The sequence below is a fragment of the Desulfobulbaceae bacterium genome, assembly GCA_013792005.1.
In the GTDB taxonomy this organism is placed as follows: Bacteria; Desulfobacterota; Desulfobulbia; order Desulfobulbales; family VMSU01; genus VMSU01.
The window spans coordinates 23,303-40,388 of sequence record VMSU01000136.1 but is presented as its reverse complement, the minus strand read 5'-3'; the positions used below and the strand labels follow the sequence as shown (position 1 = coordinate 40,388).

General features: G+C 53.1%; 12 protein-coding genes and 2 pseudogenes. 10 read left to right on the top strand and 4 right to left on the bottom strand.

Annotation, left to right across the window (positions count from 1 at the left end; all coding sequences use genetic code 11):
- Positions 1 to 375: 375 nt before the first annotated feature.
- Entirely contained in the window at positions 376 to 2,034 is a 1,659-nt protein-coding gene (locus FP815_08075; GenBank protein MBA3014896.1) for a potassium transporter Kef, read from the bottom strand.
- A 717-nt stretch (positions 2,035 to 2,751) separates the two neighbouring features.
- On the opposite strand from FP815_08075, the gene FP815_08070 reads away from it, so the two are divergent.
- The 3 genes and pseudogenes from FP815_08070 (at position 2,752) to FP815_08060 (ending at position 3,693) form a co-directional block, all read left to right on the top strand.
- The gene (locus FP815_08070; protein ID MBA3014895.1) at positions 2,752 to 2,934 is read left to right on the top strand and encodes a hypothetical protein; all 183 of its coding nucleotides are present in this window, start codon (positions 2,752 to 2,754) and stop codon (positions 2,932 to 2,934) included.
- Between the two features lie 221 nt (positions 2,935 to 3,155).
- Positions 3,156 to 3,368 (top strand): annotated as a pseudogene (locus FP815_08065) (prevent-host-death protein).
- Positions 3,283 to 3,693, top strand: coding sequence for a Txe/YoeB family addiction module toxin (locus tag FP815_08060; protein ID MBA3014894.1), 411 nt, complete (start codon positions 3,283 to 3,285; stop codon positions 3,691 to 3,693). Before FP815_08065 ends, FP815_08060 begins: the two are co-directional and overlap by 86 nt.
- A gap of 307 nt (positions 3,694 to 4,000) precedes the next feature.
- Here FP815_08060 and FP815_08055 read toward each other — a convergent pair.
- Positions 4,001 to 5,080, bottom strand: a pseudogene (locus FP815_08055) (IS3 family transposase).
- A gap of 621 nt (positions 5,081 to 5,701) precedes the next feature.
- Between FP815_08055 and uvrA the strand changes: the two are divergent.
- From uvrA to rnr, 7 genes are all read left to right on the top strand, one after another.
- The gene (gene uvrA / locus FP815_08050; GenBank protein MBA3014893.1) at positions 5,702 to 8,545 is read left to right on the top strand and encodes an excinuclease ABC subunit UvrA; all 2,844 of its coding nucleotides are present in this window, start codon (positions 5,702 to 5,704) and stop codon (positions 8,543 to 8,545) included.
- Entirely contained in the window at positions 8,542 to 9,975 is a 1,434-nt protein-coding gene (locus FP815_08045) for a HAMP domain-containing histidine kinase (GenBank protein ID MBA3014892.1), read from the top strand. The genes uvrA and FP815_08045 overlap by 4 nt, the downstream gene beginning before the upstream one ends.
- Positions 9,976 to 9,983: 8 nt before the next feature.
- Positions 9,984 to 10,592: a hypothetical protein gene (locus FP815_08040; protein ID MBA3014891.1), complete on the top strand. Its 609-nt coding sequence runs from the start codon at positions 9,984 to 9,986 to the stop codon at positions 10,590 to 10,592.
- A 25-nt stretch (positions 10,593 to 10,617) separates the two neighbouring features.
- Positions 10,618 to 11,967, top strand: a complete 1,350-nt coding sequence (locus FP815_08035) for a response regulator (GenBank protein MBA3014890.1) — start codon at positions 10,618 to 10,620, stop codon at positions 11,965 to 11,967.
- A gap of 298 nt (positions 11,968 to 12,265) precedes the next feature.
- Positions 12,266 to 12,751 (top strand): protein-export chaperone SecB, encoded by a 486-nt coding sequence (gene secB, locus FP815_08030; protein ID MBA3014889.1) that lies wholly within the window; start codon positions 12,266 to 12,268, stop codon positions 12,749 to 12,751.
- A 169-nt stretch (positions 12,752 to 12,920) separates the two neighbouring features.
- Complete coding sequence (locus tag FP815_08025) at positions 12,921 to 13,790, top strand: TIGR01777 family protein (protein ID MBA3014888.1); 870 nt, start codon at positions 12,921 to 12,923, stop codon at positions 13,788 to 13,790.
- 192 nt (positions 13,791 to 13,982) lie between these two features.
- Entirely contained in the window at positions 13,983 to 16,376 is a 2,394-nt protein-coding gene (gene rnr, locus FP815_08020) for a ribonuclease R (protein MBA3014887.1), read from the top strand.
- Here rnr and FP815_08015 read toward each other — a convergent pair.
- Together FP815_08015 and FP815_08010 are read right to left on the bottom strand one after the other, a co-directional pair.
- Positions 16,366 to 16,845 (bottom strand): hypothetical protein, encoded by a 480-nt coding sequence (locus FP815_08015; protein ID MBA3014886.1) that lies wholly within the window; start codon positions 16,843 to 16,845, stop codon positions 16,366 to 16,368. The two genes, rnr and FP815_08015, sit on opposite strands and share 11 nt — an antisense overlap.
- On the bottom strand, positions 16,820 to 17,041 hold the full coding sequence (locus FP815_08010) for a hypothetical protein (protein MBA3014885.1): 222 nt from the start codon (positions 17,039 to 17,041) through the stop codon (positions 16,820 to 16,822). Before FP815_08010 ends, FP815_08015 begins: the two co-directional genes overlap by 26 nt.
- Positions 17,042 to 17,086 lie beyond the last annotated feature (45 nt).

Below are 17,086 nucleotides of genomic sequence, written 5' to 3'. Positions count from 1 at the left end.
GGAAACAATTCCTGATACGGAGTGGAAACTTATTCGGGAAGCCACCCAGCGTGGCCAGTTGACCGCAAACAGAAAGTTTATCAGAGAAATTTCTGTAAAAGTTGGTCGCCGTTTAGAGCTAAGAGGCCCTGGTCGGCCAAGAAAAGAAGAAAAATAAATCTGTCCCCATTTTCTCTCGAAACAGACAAGGTGCGGACTTAGGGCGGAGCGAGGCCGGTTGGTTTTAAGGCGACGATCAGGTTGGCGCTGAAGGAGTCGCTGGCCGAGCGGTTGAACATCAGGATCATGATCTGGTTGTCAGCCAGCAAGGGTGAGGATCAGTTGCTGTTCTGGGGTAAGGTTCATGGGAAGCAGGTGGGGCTGGCAACATCTACTTCATTTTTTTAAAACCGGGATTTCAGTGCCTGACACGAAGAACTCTGTCTTGCAGACCAGGCCGGTGGTTTTGCATACATGGTCTGCATAACCCGCTCCTGCCTCGGCAAAAATATTATAGGCCGCGGTGGCTCCGGCTTGTTCAAGTTCCAGAAGTTCATCCTCAAAGCGGGCCGTGGCGGAAACCGGTCCTTGAAAGCCCGCGGACTTGATTTCCTGCAGGGCCAAGAGGTTTGCCTGGTGTTTGGTCATGGTCAGCATGATGATTTTGATCTTTTGCAGGTCGATCTTGCGCCAGAAATCATAATCCGTCGCATCCCCCCAGATTACCCGACGCCCTTCGCTCTGATGCTTGGTTACCGTTTTTTTATTGTAATCTACGGCAAGCACTTTGTCAGCTTGGCGTTCCCTCGTGGTGTTATAGGCCATTGTTCCGAAGGGACCCATCCCGAAAATAAGAATATCGGCAGGGCCAAGATTTATTTCAAGGTCATCCTTATGGCGGGTTCTGGTTTCAAATCGGCGGAAAAAACCGGCAAACCGGTCATAGATGACCAGAGCCTTGCTGTTTAATGGCGCCGCTGCCAGGAAGGAAAAGGTCAGTGCCAAAGCGACAATGATAAGCCATTGAGGGTCGAGCCAGCCCTTTTTGGCGGCAATCGCCGCGACCAGCAGGCCGAATTCAGAGTAACTGGAGAGGGTGAGCGCGGCCAGTAAACTTGTTCGGGCCCGAAGGCGGAAGAGGGTCAGCACCAGGAAAAACAATATTGACTTGACGACAAGAGTAGCTAACAGGGCCAGGGCAATAAGTACATGCTCCATTTGGGGGATACCGGTTAGTCCTATCTGAAAAAAGAACCCGATCAGAAAAAGGTCCTTGAAGCCATAGAGGGAGTTGGACAATTCAGAGGACCGTGTATGGGAGCCCACCAGAATGCCAGCAATCAGAGCGCCAAGGTCGGGTTTGAGCCCCACCATGGAGAAGCTGGTGGCGCCAACCACCAGCGCAATAAAAAAACCGGACAGCGGCAGAAGCTCTCCATGACCAATATGATCAATGAGATAGAGTAAAAGAGGTCGGGCAGCAATGAGTACCAGGGGAAGAGCCAGTGCCCAGATGGCGGGGAACTCGCCCTTGGATATAGCGAGAAAGAAGACAGCCATCAGATCCTGCATAATGAGGATGCCGATGGAGGCCCGTCCATGCAGGGCATTCATCTGGCCTTTTTCTTCAAGGAATTTGACGGCAAAAACCGTGCTGGAAAAACTTAAAGCAAAACCGATCAATGTGGCTTGCGCTAAACTAAGACCGGTAAAATGATGCAAGCCAAAGGCTGAGCCGACCAGGACGAGCAGGGACAAAAAGGTGATGGTAAGCAGGGCATGGATGGTGGCTCCGCCCCAGACCTCGGGCTTTGTCATCCCTTTGAGGTCGAGTTTCAGGCCGATAGTGAACAAGAGAAGGAGAATTCCCAGGTCGGCAATCTTTTCCAGATCAAGCGAACCATCGGTTAAGCCAAGAAAGTTCATGAGAAAGCCGGAGAGGAGAAATCCGAGCATGGGCGGCAGATTGAACTGTTTGAAGGCAAAGCCGAAAAGAAAGGCGCTGGCAATCCAGGCGCTATTGACAAAAGTTGGGGTGTGCAGGAAATCCATCATCAAAGTATGACGTGTTTGGTGAGGTAAAATTCTAGATGAAAATTAAATTTCATGGCTACTCCTGGATGGTTTTTGATGCAATCAACCTGTGTAGGAGCAAAAAAATACACTTCCAAAAGCAAATTTACAACACCAAATGAGTTTTTCTTTTACGGTAATTGCGGAGGTGGCGGTGAAGCCTGGTTGTTTCTCCGGCCATGATTCCTCCTGATTCCTTTACCGGCCCACGCCGGCCGGCCGGATCTGTCGCGGAGGACAACACTGGAATTTTGGGTGGTGTTGATAATTTTTTGGGCGATAATATAGATGGTGCCATCATTTTCTTGAGCCTTGGAGCCGCGTACCGTGATCTTATCACCTATGCTGAGTGGAATGCCGTGTTCCTGCCAGTAGTGTTGAGGAGCAGACTAACTTTTATATGTATGGGGGTAACGGTGATTACATGTACCCGATTGCGGATGATACAGTTCTGAACGCTATTCCAGACCAGGCAGTGTACACCGTCAAGCTGTCCGCCGAAACGGCTGATGCAGTTTTGGTAGGGAATGCTCCGCTGCGTACTTTAGTCGAACAATCGCTAAGCGTCCCTATCTGAATACTGAACTTTCTGCCGCACTCTTCCCCACCGTAATCGTCCCGGCTTCGCATGATGTTTCCACCATGAATATTCCAGGGTTGCAGACCGTTAGTTGGACTAACCCAACAGGAGGGGTCACTATGAATGGGGTAATGATTGGCTGGTGGGACGGGAGCAATGATAATTATGTGGATTCAGAACATCTGCTGCCCTCAACGACTTCAGTACAATTGGACACCTCGAGTTTCAGCGTCCCTCAAGTTAATAACGGTAACGGTAGGATACAGATGTGGGGCTATGACAGCTACAGCACAGGAGAATAGACATAAATTGGAGGATGGAATAACTGTTGCCAGGGTGGTTACGATCAACTTGGTTGGAGGGCAGGTTGTTGAGCGTATCACTCAGCATCATACTTGAAAAATTGATCATGTGCGACAAATCCGGACAGTTTACTTGTTCCCTAGAAGGCTGTTTATTTTTATCGCTTTGATAAAATTCTATTGTACAATATTACGGTACAACAATCTTAAGAGGTGACACTATGCTTCAAACAACTTACTCTAATGCCCGAGCAAATTTTGCTGGTTTATGTGACGAGGTGACGGACAATCGTGAAATTGTTGTTATCCGTCGTCGTAAAGGTGGTAGCGTAGCTATGATTGCAGCTGATGAATTGGAAAGCCTGCTGGAAACAACTCATTTGCTCCGTTCTCCTGTCAACGCAGAAAGGTTACTTGCCGCTCTTGACCGCGCTCTTAAATGTGAGGGGGGACCTGCCACTATTTCGGAACTTCGCAAGGATATGGGTTTTGAAGAGTAAGAGCCGTGAGGCTATTTTTCAACCAGAATTCCGCGATGATTTACGTCATTGGGTTGAAACCGATCGTAAAGTTACACTTCGGGCTTTTAGTCTGATTGAAGCCATTATGCGAGACCCTTTTTCTGGCATCGGTAAGCCGGAACCTCTCAAATATCTCTCCCCTGGCACATGGTTCCGTCGATTGACTCAAGAACACCGTATAGTGTATCTTGTCCGCGATGATCGAATTGATTTCCTACAAGCCCGCTATCATTATTAACGACAAAAGTGATAAGCATTGAGGCGTGCCCCTATCAGCTAACAGATCATACAACCTTGGGTTTTCGGTTGTGGAACCTCAATTGGTTCGCAAACGATACCCCCTGTTTGCAAACCCTACGACATTGAATGTGGTGCTTGAGAAATCTGGAATTACTCTCTTTAGCCCAACGCTTGGCTCCGGTAGCTCAACCCGGTAGGTTGGGTTGAGGCACGAAACCCAACATTTTGGAATGACGAAATATATTGAATCACGCACCAATTACGGTCCGGGGGAATGATCTGGCAAGACTTTTCCGGACAAATAATTACGCAGCTTTTTGATGAGCCGCCTCATAGGCAGCTGGGCTCAAATAACCTATAGCTGAGTGACGCCTCTGGCGATTGTAAAAGACCTCAATGTATTCGAAAATACTGCTTTTCGCGTCGGCCCTGGTCTCATAGTGTTCGTGATGAGTCAATTCGGTTTTGAGGGTATGGAAAAAACTTTCCGATGGCGCATTATCCCAGCAGTTTCCTTTTCGACTCATGCTGCAGGCAAAGCCAGATTTCTGGATCGACCCTTGGTAGAGTTCTGATGCATACTGACTTCCACGATCACTATGCAGAAGCAATCCAGCTGCCGGTTTTCTTTTTGTCATTGCCATATGGAGTGCATCGTCTACCAACTGAGCATTGATGCGAGACGACATGCTCCATCCGACCACTGCCCTTGAGAAAAGATCTATCAAAACGGCTAAATATAACCAACCTTCACCAGTTTGGATGTAAGTGATATCTCCGGCATAAATTGTATCCGGGCAGGCAACTTGAAATTGGCGGTCCAGTACATTGGCGGCGACTGATACGTGGACGACTGACAATTTCTCCGCCTGCTGCCAGATCCTGCTTGATGCGCCGGGTGCCATATACTTTGCGGTTTATTTCGAAAACTGCTTTTATCTTTTGGCTAACTCGCTTATCGGCGACACGATGAGGACTTTCTGGCTGTTCCAGCCAATCATAATAGCCGCTACGAGGAACACCCAGAACTGAGCACATCAGGGTGACTCGAAATTCTTTGTTGTGCTGTTGAATGAAAGCGTACTTCACGACATGCTTCGCGCAAAGTACGCTGCGGCCTTTTTTAGGATATCTCGCTCCTCCTTCAAACGGCGAGTCTCAAGGCGGAGACGTTTCACTTCCTCATAGATATGCTCATCAGCCACCTTTTCACCCTTATTTTTAACAGGGCGGTGAATCTGGCCGATCCATGTATATAACGTATTCTTGTTAACCCCCAGTTCCTTTGCGGTCTGGGAAACTGGTTGAGCGCTCTCCACGGCAAGTTTAACAGCTGACGCTCGAAACTCAGCTGTATATTCGACAGGTTTCTTTCTCTCACTCATTTGGACACACCTCCTTAGATTGGGGCATCATTCATACCCGATGTTGTGTGTCCGGAAAAGTATAAATTCATCATGTCTCGTCGGCGATGGTCTGAAGGGCATCACGATCAAAATAATAGGGATCGGAGGAGAGGGAGGTGGTGGGGGGTCATGGTTTTTTAAGTATGAGGTGGAGGTTTCGTTAATGATCTGCCGAGGTAATTTTTGTCTGAAAACAAAAAAACGGCTATAGCCCAAAACGGTAAGGGTGAATCGGCGCAGAATATACCGTAGAAACGAAATTGATGCAAAAGGAGATCGTTTGATGATTATCTTTGTTAATATGAAGTATGGGTGATAAATTAACTCCTTTCCTAAGGGACACGGAAAATACCAATTTACCATAACGCATCCCGGCTTTGGGCCATCTTTGGTCGAGACTCAATCACAAAATCCTCGACGTAGCGCTGCTACGCCTGCGGTTTTGTTCAATCGGCGCGCCCAAATCTGTCCCAGATCCGGGCGCGATCCAGGTAAATTGGTATTTTCCGCGTCCCTAAGTAAGCGATCACAGGACACTCCACCTGTTTCGCAGTCTCGCTTGAGGAGTTCCCCTTTCACCACACAAATTCTGATTAAATCATGTCCCAGTCTCATATCCGCATCCGGGGCGCCCGGATGCACAACTTAAAAAATATCGATCTTGATCTCCCGCGCGATAAGTTCATTGTCTTTACCGGATTGAGCGGGTCCGGTAAATCGACTTTGGCCTTTGACACCCTCTATGCCGAGGGCCAGCGGCGGTATGTCGAATCGTTGTCCACCTACGCTCGGCAATTCTTGGGGCAGATGGATAAGCCCGAAGTGGATAGTCTTGAGGGACTCTCTCCCGCCGTCTCCATCGAGCAGCGGACTACCAACCGCAACCCCCGGTCAACGGTCGGCACCATTACCGAAATCTACGATTATCTGCGGCTGCTTTTCGCCAGGGTCGGTAGGCCCAGCTGTCCTCAATGCGGCAAGGCCATTCACGCCCAGAGTGTTGAGGCCATGGTTACCAGTCTGATCAATCGTCCGGAGGGCAGCAAGATCATCCTCCTCGCTCCTCTGGTGGAGGGCAAGAAGGGCAGTCATGCCTTGGTCTTCTCCCGGATGCGCAAGGAGGGTTTCATCCGGCTGCGGGTAAACGGTGAATTTGTCTCTCTTGACCAAGAGATTGAGCTGGATAAGAACAAGCGCCACACCATCGAAGCCGTGGTTGACCGGTTGGTGATCAAGGAGTCGATTGAGCGGCGTCTGGCCGAGTCGGTGGCCACGGCGGTCGGTCTGGCCGATGGGCTGCTGCTGGTCCTCGTCCCTGAGACCAAAGAGGAGATGCTCTTCTCCGAGCGGGCCGCCTGTATCACCTGCGGCATCAGCTTGCCCGATCTTTCGCCCCAGCTTTTTTCTTTTAATAACCCTAAAGGGGCCTGCGCCGAATGCGGTGGGTTGGGGGTTAAGCAGTTCTTCGACCCCAACCTGATTGTGCCGGACCCGGAACTCAGCATCAAGAAGGGGGCCATTGCCCCATGGCGCAACAGTTCTGCGATGTCGTACTCCCATCAGTTGTTGGCCTCATTGGCCCGTCACTATGGTTTTAGTCTGACCGCGCCGTTTAAGAGCTTGCCCGAAATCGCCAAGAACGCTATCCTCCACGGCACCGGTATCCAGGAGATTGCCTTTAGTTATGAACGGCGGCAGCGGCTACTCCATTTTGCCAAGCCCTATGAAGGGATTATTCCCCAGATGGCTCGCCGCTATGAAGAGACCAATTCAGGCCCTGTTCGCGAGGAGCTGGAGCACTATATCAGCGCCTGCTCCTGTTCTGCCTGCGGAGGCGCCCGGCTCAGCCCGGCCCCGCTGGCGGTGAAATTTGGCTCGTGGAACATCCATCAACTGTGCAGTCTGGGCATTGATCAGGTGTTGAGCGAATTGCCCACAATTCCGGTCTCCGCCCAAGAGTCGGCTATCGCGGCGCCGATCTTAAAAGAGATCTGTGAACGCCTCACCTTTTTGAAGGGTGTCGGTCTTGGCTATCTGTCGCTTGCTCGGAGCGCTTCGACCTTGTCCGGTGGGGAGTCTCAGCGCATTCGCCTGGCCTCCCAGATCGGCACCTCGCTTACCGGGGTCCTCTATATCCTGGACGAACCGAGTATCGGTCTGCACCAGCGGGACAACGAGCGGTTGATCAGGACCCTGACTCGGCTTAGGGATCTGGGCAACACTGTGATTGTGGTTGAACATGATGCCGATACCATTCTTGCAGCCGATCATGTCTTGGACATGGGCCCAGGGGCCGGGGTCCATGGGGGGCAGGTGGTCTATAACGGGCCGGTGGCGGGCTTGATTGCCGATGAAAATTCTGTTACCGGTGGCTACCTGTCTGGCCGCTTAAATATTGCATTGCCCTCCAAGCGGCGCAAAGCTGAACGGGGTAAGGCTATTACCATCATCAAGGCCCACGCCAATAACCTCCATGATTTGACCGTAGCCTTCCCCTTGGGGTTGTTCACCTGTGTTACCGGGGTTTCCGGGTCCGGGAAGAGTTCTCTGGTGATGGAGACCTTGCTTTCCGGGGCCGCGGCCATCGTTCAGGGCAGCCACGGACCTTCGCCTCAGTGCGAGCGAATCCGGGGGCTGGAGCATCTCGACAAGGTCATCGACATCGATCAGAGCCCCATTGGCCGGACCCCACGCTCGAACCCGGCCACTTACACCGGGGTGCTGACTCCTATCCGTGAGTTGTTCGCCAGGTTGCCCGAGTCCAGGGCCAGGGGGTACCTGCCTGGTCGCTTCAGTTTCAACATCAAGGGCGGTCGCTGCGAGGCCTGCGAGGGAGATGGGGTGATCAAGATCGCCATGCATTTTCTGCCCGATGTCTATGTCACCTGCGAGGCCTGTCGGGGAAAGCGCTACAATCGCGATACCCTTGATATCCTTTACCGGGCCAAATCAATAGCCGAGGTGCTCAGCATGAATGTTGAGGAGGCCTTGGATTTTTTTAAAAATATCCCGCCGATCCGTTCCCGGCTCCAGACCCTCTTTGATGTCGGTCTCTCGTATCTGGCCTTGGGCCAGTCCTCGGTCACCCTGTCCGGTGGTGAGGCCCAGCGGATCAAACTGGCGCGGGAGTTGAGTAAGCGGGGGACTGGCCGGACCTTGTATATCCTTGATGAGCCGACCACCGGCCTTCATCCCGCCGATATCCAGCATCTGTTGACCGTACTTCGGCGGCTGGTCGATGCCGGCAATACCATTGTGGTCATTGAGCACAATCTGGATGTGATCAAGACAGCTGATCATGTTATTGATTTAGGCCCTGAAGGCGGCGATGGCGGTGGTCAGATCATCGTCACCGGCACCCCGGAACAGGTGGCGGCGTGCGCTGAGTCTGCCACCGGGATTTTTCTCCGGCAGGTGCTGAGTTCAAGTGAAGGGGACGAATGAACTTGTTTCGTCTGAGGCCCAAATCCTTTTTCTCCCTGGTCCTTTCGGCTATGTTCGTCGTTTCGTTGCCGCTGCTGTTGGTGGTGATTGCCTCTGACCTGCTGATGGACCGTTTGGTGCTTGATAGCACCCGCTCAGTCTACCGCTCGGTGACCGCCAGTGAATTGAGTCAGGCCCTGCAGGAGCAGCTCACTCGGCAGGAGCGCCGTTACCGGCAATATTTGGTCCTGGGGGATGACTCGATTCAGGAGGATCTGCAAAGTGCGATCGCTCAGATCAACGGCACTATCTCAAGCCTCCTTGCTATCCCGCATAACCTTGAGCTTAAGGCGTTGTTCGATCTTCTGGCCAACCAGCAAAAGAAGATTCAGGCCTCGCTCCAGCCTACCAGGGGCGTGGGCGCGACCATCAGTGATGACGATTTTAGCGCCATTAACGACACAGGGCGTCAGATCTACCTGCTGAGCCAGCGTGGTATCTATAACGAGGTTGAAACCTTGCATCGCGAAGAGGAGCAGGCGGAGAAATTACTCTTTGCTCTGGCCAGTACCTGTTTGCCGCTGACCATTATCTTAGTCTTTTTTCTCACCCGGTTGATTACCCGGCCCATCAAACAGATTGACCAGGGCCTCCATCTCTTGGGGCAGGGAGATTTTACCACCGAAATTACGGTGAACGGTCCTGACGATCTTGCCTCTCTAGGCACCCGCCTCAACTGGCTCAGGCAGCAGTTGGCCTATTACGAACAGGAAAAAAATAAATTCGCCTCCCACATTTCGCACGAACTCAAGACCCCGCTGGCCTCAATCCACGAGGCCGCCGAACTCCTGGGCGATGGGGTTGCAGGCCCGGTGAGCGAACAGCAGCGTGAGGTTATCGGCATCCTGCGTAAAAACTGCGGGGAACTGAAGAGATTGATCGAAAACCTGGTGGGACTGACCATGGCCCAGGCCGAAAGGGCCTGCTTGCAGATGAGTGAATTTGATCTCAAAGACCTTGTCGCTGAGGTTGTCGGTGACTACAAGCCGGCAATCGTCAACAATACCTTGACCCTTACCATGGTGATCGATACCTGTACCCTGCTGGCCGATCGTCAGCGGATTAAAACCGTGGTTGACAACTTGCTGTCAAACGCTATTAAATACACCCCTTCCGGCGGCACGATCACGATTTTCGGTCAAAACGCCAATGGGCAGGTGGTGCTTGAGATTCACGATTCCGGGCCTGGAATCCCGGAATCGGAACAAGAGCAGATCTTTTCACCATTTTTTCATGGCGCTGCCACTACCTGCCGCAGCCATGTTAAGGGCACGGGGCTTGGCCTTGCTATTGCCAAGGAGTACGTCGCCGCCCATAACGGCACTTTGGAACTGGTGCAGTTGGTAGAAACCGGAGCCTGCTTTAGGATTACCCTGCCCCACATCTGTTAAGGAATATCATGCGTCGTGTAGCTTTTGTCTGTTGTATTATTGTATGTGCGGTTACCGCAGGGTGTCTTCCTGTAAAATTTCCGTCAGCGCCAGCCGGTCAGGGTGCGCCGCCAGCGCTCACTGGGGAGGTTGGGCCGTATTGGCATCAAGTATCGGCAGAAGTTGTCCCTGCCGATGCCCTGGCGTACTATGCTGCCCTAAAAGTTCTGACTAGCGAGGAGCTGGTTCTGGAGTATCAGCGCCTGCTCAAGGCCCTTGATTCAACCGATAATCGGCTCGCTAACGTCCAGCTGGTGATGCTGGCCTCTCTGCCGGGCCAGCCTTTTGTTGATGGCAATCAGGCGGTGAAGGCTCTTGCTGCGGCACGCCAGGATTCCGAGTTCCATCGCCGGTTGGGAGATCTGTTCATCCTGATCAACGACCAGTTGGTATCTTGTGAGAAGACGATCAGCCAGGACCAGGAGTGTGCCAATGCCCTGCGCGTCGCCCGTAAGAAAGCAAAGACCCAAGGCGGAGAACTGGTGGCCTGCCGTGAAGAGCGGGATGACCTGGCGTTTAAGCTTAAGAAACTTCAGGATATTGAGCGCGGTTTGATTGACCGGGGGCGAAAAAAATGAACCAGCTGCTCTCCAGAGGAACCCTATGCCCCAGAGTGTGATTCTGCTGGTCGATGATGATACCGACCTCTTAAGCCTTCTCTCGATGCGTCTTGTTGCTGAGGGATACCAAGTTCACCAGGCGACCAGCGCCGAAGAGGCGCTGGCAAGGCTCTCGGTTGTTCGTCCGGATTTGGTGGTGACCGACTTGAGGATGAGCGGCATGGACGGGCTGAATCTCTTTGACAGCATCCGCGCCGGCAATCCATTCCTGCCGGTGATCATTATGACTGCCCACGGCTCGATTCCCGAGGCCGTCGCGGCCACCCAGCGAGGTGTTTTCTCTTTTCTCACCAAGCCCTTGTCCGGCATGGCCCTGCTCATGGAGATCAAGCGGGCCTTGAATCTCAGCGGCGCCAGCCAGCTCCCGGCCGTCCGGCAAGAGGAGAGTTGGCGCCAGGATATTATTCATCAAAGCCAGGCGATGACCGATATTCTGGCCCAAGCGCAACTGGTGGCGGGAGGTCGGGTGAATATCCTGATCCTCGGCGAGAGCGGGACCGGCAAGGAGCTGCTGGCCAAGGCCATTCATCGGGCCAGCCCTCGCTGTCACAAGCCGTTTATTGCCATTAACTGCGGGGCCATCCCTGAGACCTTGCTTGAGTCGGAGCTGTTCGGTCACGTCAAGGGGTCGTTTACCGGGGCGGTGCGGGATCACCATGGTCTGATCCGGGCGGCGGATCAAGGGACCCTGTTTCTTGATGAGATCGGGGATACGCCGCTCTCTTTTCAGGTCAAGCTGCTGCGGGTCATCCAGGAGCGGATTTTGCGCCCGGTAGGTTCAGCCGAGTCGGTGGGTGTTGATGTCCGGATCATCTCAGCCACCCACCGACCCCTGGCCCAGATGGTGAGTGACGGGCTTTTTCGGGAGGACCTGTATTACCGGCTGAATGTTGTCTCTCTTAGTCTGCCGAAACTTGCCGAGCGGGCGGAAGATATTCCCCTCCTGGCCAATTATTTTCTGCGCGAGAGCGCCCGCAGCGCGGACAAGACCATCCACGGCTTTGCTCCCGAGGCCATGGAGATGTTGATCGGCGCTCCGTGGCCGGGCAATATCCGCCAGCTCTACAACGTGGTGGAACACTCGGTGGCCCTGGCCACCTCGCCGATCATCCCTGCGTCGCTCATCGGCATGACCATCCAGAAAAACTTTGCCCGTTACCCGACCTTTGCCGAGGCCCGGATGCGTTTTGAGCAGGAGTACCTGATCAGCCTCTTGAAGATGACCGAGGGCAATGTCACCCAGGCCGCCCGGATCGCCGACCGCAACCGCACCGATTTTTACACCCTCCTCCAGCGTAACCACATTATCCCGGCCTTGTTCAAGAAGGAGTGAGTTGGTTGGAGTAGGATGACAGGAAGTGACCTCTGCGAGAGGTTCCTAAAAGACACGTTTTTTGTCAAGAAACAAGTGAGAGCAAGAAGGTGTACCATCCGGTAAAGTACCAAAAAATCCTTTCAACTTTACTGTGTTTCCATTATAACTGCTTGCATTGTAACTGTCGTGTTTAAGCTTTAAAATGAGCGGATTTTCGTAATTGTAATTGTTCAGTAGGCCTCTTTAGTTGGGGTATTGCTGGATAGTTCCCCTTAACTCATTTTTTTCATACACCCATACTTTTAAGGATTCCATCATGACTGATCAGACAAACGACCAACAGGCTGAGGCCCCGATCTTTCGCCTCCAGAAGATGTATGTAAAAGATCTCTCTTTTGAAAACCCCAATGCACCAGAGGTCTTTACCGTCAAGCAGAGTGAGCCGAAAGTTGAAGTTAATCTTGGCCTCAAGCACAAGATTGTCCCAGGGGACAGCCTTTATGAGGTCTCCCTCTCCATTACCGCCAAGGTGACTCAGGGAGAGACGGCCCAAACTCTCTTTATTATCGAGGTTGAGCACTGTGCCGTTTTCACCATCAAGCATATCCCGGAGCAGCATGTCCCGGTGGTATTGGCGGTTGATTGTCCGTCCATGATGTTCCCCTACACTCGCCAGATTATCAGCCAACTTACTGTTGATGGCGGGTTCGTTCCCTTCTTGATGGAGCCGGTTAACTTTCTGGCCCTGTACCAGAATCAACAGCGTCAGGCCACAGCTCAAGAGAAGCAGCAACAGCAGTAATTTGTACCATCTCCGCACTTGGCCCGCCGGGGCAGTTTCTCCAGACAGGAAGAGCTGCCCCGTGTCATTTCCTCCTCTTCTGTACCCCCCCCAAGCCATTTTGGGCTATTAACCTGAATAAGTTACAAAATCCTTTCAGATTTGTTCTCATTTCTGCTACAGTTGGGGCATGAAGGAACAAAGTCAAGGCACTATAGCTATAAGTGGGGCGAGTGGATTTGTCGGCTCCCATCTTACCCGCGTCCTGCAGAGTGACGGGTGGAATGTTGTGCCCTTGGGTCGACAGGATCTCGGTGATGTCGACGCATTGGTCAATCGCCTGCATGGGGTCCGGGCTGTCATTAACCTTGCCGGCGCTCCGATCCTCAAGCGTTGGACCGAGGAATATAAGAAGATTTTGGTTGAAAGCCGGATCGGGGTGACTCGTCGTCTGGTCGAGGCCATGTCCAGGCTCAAGAAATCCCCTACCGTATTTATTTCCACCTCAGCCGTGGGGTATTATGCTGCTGGCCGGCGTCACACCGAAGCCGATCATCTTCCAGCCGAGGGTTTTCTTGGCAATCTGGCCAAGGCATGGGAGCACGAGGCCTGGCAGGCCAGGGATCTTGGCGTTCGTACCTGCATCTTCCGTTTGGGCGTGGTCTTGGGGCCCGGAGGCGGGGCCTTGGCTCAAATGGCGCCCATGTTTCGATTGGGTTTGGGCGGGACCATTGGTAGCGGCAGCCAGGCCTTTTCCTGGATTCATTGCGATGACCTGATCCGGGCCTATAGCGCCGCCATAAGTGATTCGCAGTGGGAGGGAGCCTATAATCTCACGGCTCCCCATCCAACCACCAACGCGGCATTGACCCGAGCCCTGGGGGTAACCCTTGGGCGGCCGACCTGGCTACCAGTTCCAGGGCTGATACTCTCATTGATTTTTGGTGAAGCGGCCACAATCCTGACGCAGGGACAAGAAGTCATCCCTAAACGATTACTGGAGGGAGGGTTTCAATTTTCTTTTTCTACTATCGAGCAGGCGGTGGCTCATTGCCTGTAACTGTAGTCATTGGCATTGATATATTAGGGACTCGGAAAATACCAATTTACCATAACGCATCCCGGCTTTGGGACAGATTTGGTCGCGATCCAGGTAAATTGGTATTTTCCGAGTCCCTTAACTGTAACTACTCGGTTCGAGGCCGGGAACACTCGATAAGCTCTGAACCGCAACTGTTCAGCTGTGCCACAGATGCACGAAAGAGGTCTGCGAAGTGTGCTGTTGCACATGAGCAGACCGATGACAAAGCGGATATGGCGCTGCTGGGCAGTTACTATAAATTACAAAAAGACTAACGAGGACCCCATCGTGATCAGAAAACGACAACCCAGGCGAGGCAAGGGCTCACGCATTGAGCGATCGGCAGGCAATGGTAAACGGCGGGGCGAATCCCGGCGTCACCAGCAGCACGAAGGCAGCAAGACTATTATCGGGCGGTTTCAGGTCTCGGCTGATGATATCGTAGGCTTTATCCTCTCCAGTGGCGGACAGGCGGAGACTGCTGAGATCATGGGGGCCTTTGACTTGGGACGCAGCGCTCGCAAGGAACTCCATAACGGGTTGCATGCCTTGGTCACCCAGAAAGTCCTGCGCCAGATCGATGACGACACCTATGGCGTTCGCGACAGCCAGGAGTATAGTGAAGGGATCTTGACTGTCAACCCCCGTGGCTTTGGTTTCGTGGTCCTTGATCCGCCTCCGGCCAGGAATCAGCCCTCCGACGTTTTTGTTGCTGAGCGCAATCTCAGCACGGCCCTTCATGGCGATCGGGTACTGATCAAGATCAGCTCCGTCGGTCGGGAAGGCAAGCAGGAGGGCCGGGTCATTAAGGTTTTGGACCGGGGTACTGAGTTGATTGTCGGCATCTATAAGGCCGGAACTCCGGTGGGGATGGTAAGCCCGGAGGATGAGCGTTTCGCTTTCAATATCCTGGTCCGTAGGGAACAGAGCTGCGGGGCCAAGGATGGCGAGGCGGTCGTGGCCAGGATCACAGAGTATCAGAACGTCGGCGGGGTTAACTGCAAGGGGGAGATTGTCGAGGTCTTGGGTAATCCGGACAGTCTTCGGGTGCAAACGGAGATTGTTATTCGTAAATTCAAGCTGCCCCATGTCTTCAGCCCTGAAGTGGAGCAGCAGTTGGCGGCGGTAAGCGATATTGTGGAAGTTGGTCCTGGTCGGCTTGATCTGCGCAATATTTTGCACATCACCATTGATGGTGAGACGGCCCGCGACTTTGACGATGCGGTGGCTGTTGAGACTACGGCAACGGGCTGCCGGCTTTATGTCTCTATTGCCGATGTCAGCCATTATGTCCAAGAAGGCAGCGCCCTGGATGCCGAGGCCTACCAGCGTGGCACCAGTGTCTATTTCCCGACCATGGTGGTGCCCATGTTGCCGGAGCGCCTGTCCAACAATCTGTGCAGCCTGGTGCCGAATCAAGATCGGTATGCCTTCAGCGCCATTATGGATTTTGACCATCAGGGTCGCCTCCAGAACAAACGTTTTGGTAAGTCCGTGATCTTGAGCCGTTATCGGATGACCTACACTTTGGTCCGCCAGATATTGATCGATCAGGACCCTGCTGTGCGCGAGCAGTATTCAGTCCTGCTTGAACCCTTGGCGGAGATGGAAAAATTGGCCCGTCTGCTCCTTAAAGAACGGATGGCCAGGGGCAGTATTGGTTTTGAACTGCCGGAAGCCTTCGTGGAGGTGGCGGAAGACGATACGGTCAAGAATGTCGCCCGTAGTGAGCGGAATTTTGCCCATCAGTTGATCGAGGAGTTTATGCTTGCGGCCAACGAGGCCGTGGCCCATGCCATGGACGATAAGCATCTGACCCGCGGCCTCTATCGAATTCACGAGACCCCGGACCCGATCAAGGTGGCTGAATTTGCTCAATTTGCCAAGACCATGGGGCTTGCTATCCCGAACGAGGGGCCTGGTACGCCAGCCTGGTTTGGCAAGGTTCTGGAGCTGGGTAAGGGGACGCCCCAGGAGTATATCGTCAATAATCTCTTGCTTCGGACCATGAAGCAGGCCCGGTATTCTCCAGATAATGCCGGACATTTTGGGCTTGCGGCAAGCCACTACTGTCATTTTACTTCGCCCATCCGCCGTTATCCCGACCTAATGGTCCATCGGGCCTTGGCCGGATTTTTGAGTTCCGGGACTCCGAAACCGGCAAGGAAGCCACCTAAGCTCAAGGAAGGCGAGGAGTATCAGGACCCTGTGGTGGCCGCTGGTGAGTTTCTTTCCAGCCGTGAGCGGGTGGCGGTTGATGCCGAACGGGAGATGGTTGATCGTCTCAAGGTCCGTTACATGGAGGACAAGATCGGCGAGTCATTTGCCGGCATTGTCTCTGGCGTCGCTTCCTTTGGGCTTTTTGTCGAGCTGCTTGACTCTTTTATTAGCGGGGCGGTGGCGATCACCGATTTGACCGATGATTATTATCATCTGGATGAACGTAATCACCGGATGATCGGCAAACGGACCAACCGTATCTATCAGATCGGCACCTTGGTGCAGGTCACCGTTTCAAGTGTGGAAAAGGCCCGCCGCCGGATCAATTTTGTGATCAATTCCTGAGGTATGGCAGAGCGGAGGGATAGAGGGTAAAGGACGACAGCGCCCCGTTGGTGAACATGGCTTCTTGGTAGAGGTACTCAAAATACTGGTAGTAGGGCCGGTCGATGAAGCGCCACCGACCGTAATCCCGATCGAAGTAGCGCTCTTCCCGGTAATAGGTTTCGGTCTGGGTGTTGGTGTAGTGCCAGGTCTCAATGCTCCCCTGAGCGTTTTCGGTAAAGGACTTGTGGGTCGGCGCGCCCCAGGCAAGATAGACTTCGGCCGGGGTGAATCCGATCTGGATTTTCCCCTGGCGGATGAGACTCTGGTGGGTTTCCGGCAGGGCGCCAAGCGTCGCTTTGTTTCTGGTCAGCCGGCTGTCCAGGGTCTCGCAGCCAGTCGCGGCGAGACAAAAAAACGCACAGACGGCAAGCAATCCGCCGACTCTTTTCAGGCGCCAACAGCTAATGTTCAGCAGGCCACGGTTCATTGTCTTTTTCCTCCAGCAGATAGCAGAATCGATCCCATTCAAACTCGCGTCCTGAGATCGGGCAGCGCAGGATTACTTTTCGTTCCGTCAATCCAATTACCTCCCAGTCTCCTCCACGCTTGTCGCCTGTAATCCTGATCTTTTGTCCGAGGGTAAATGGATATGGTGTGAAAAGAGCTACTTTGTTGGTCGACATGGTAATTTCCTGAGTTTAGGCGGCTGGATAGGTATGTTGAAGAGG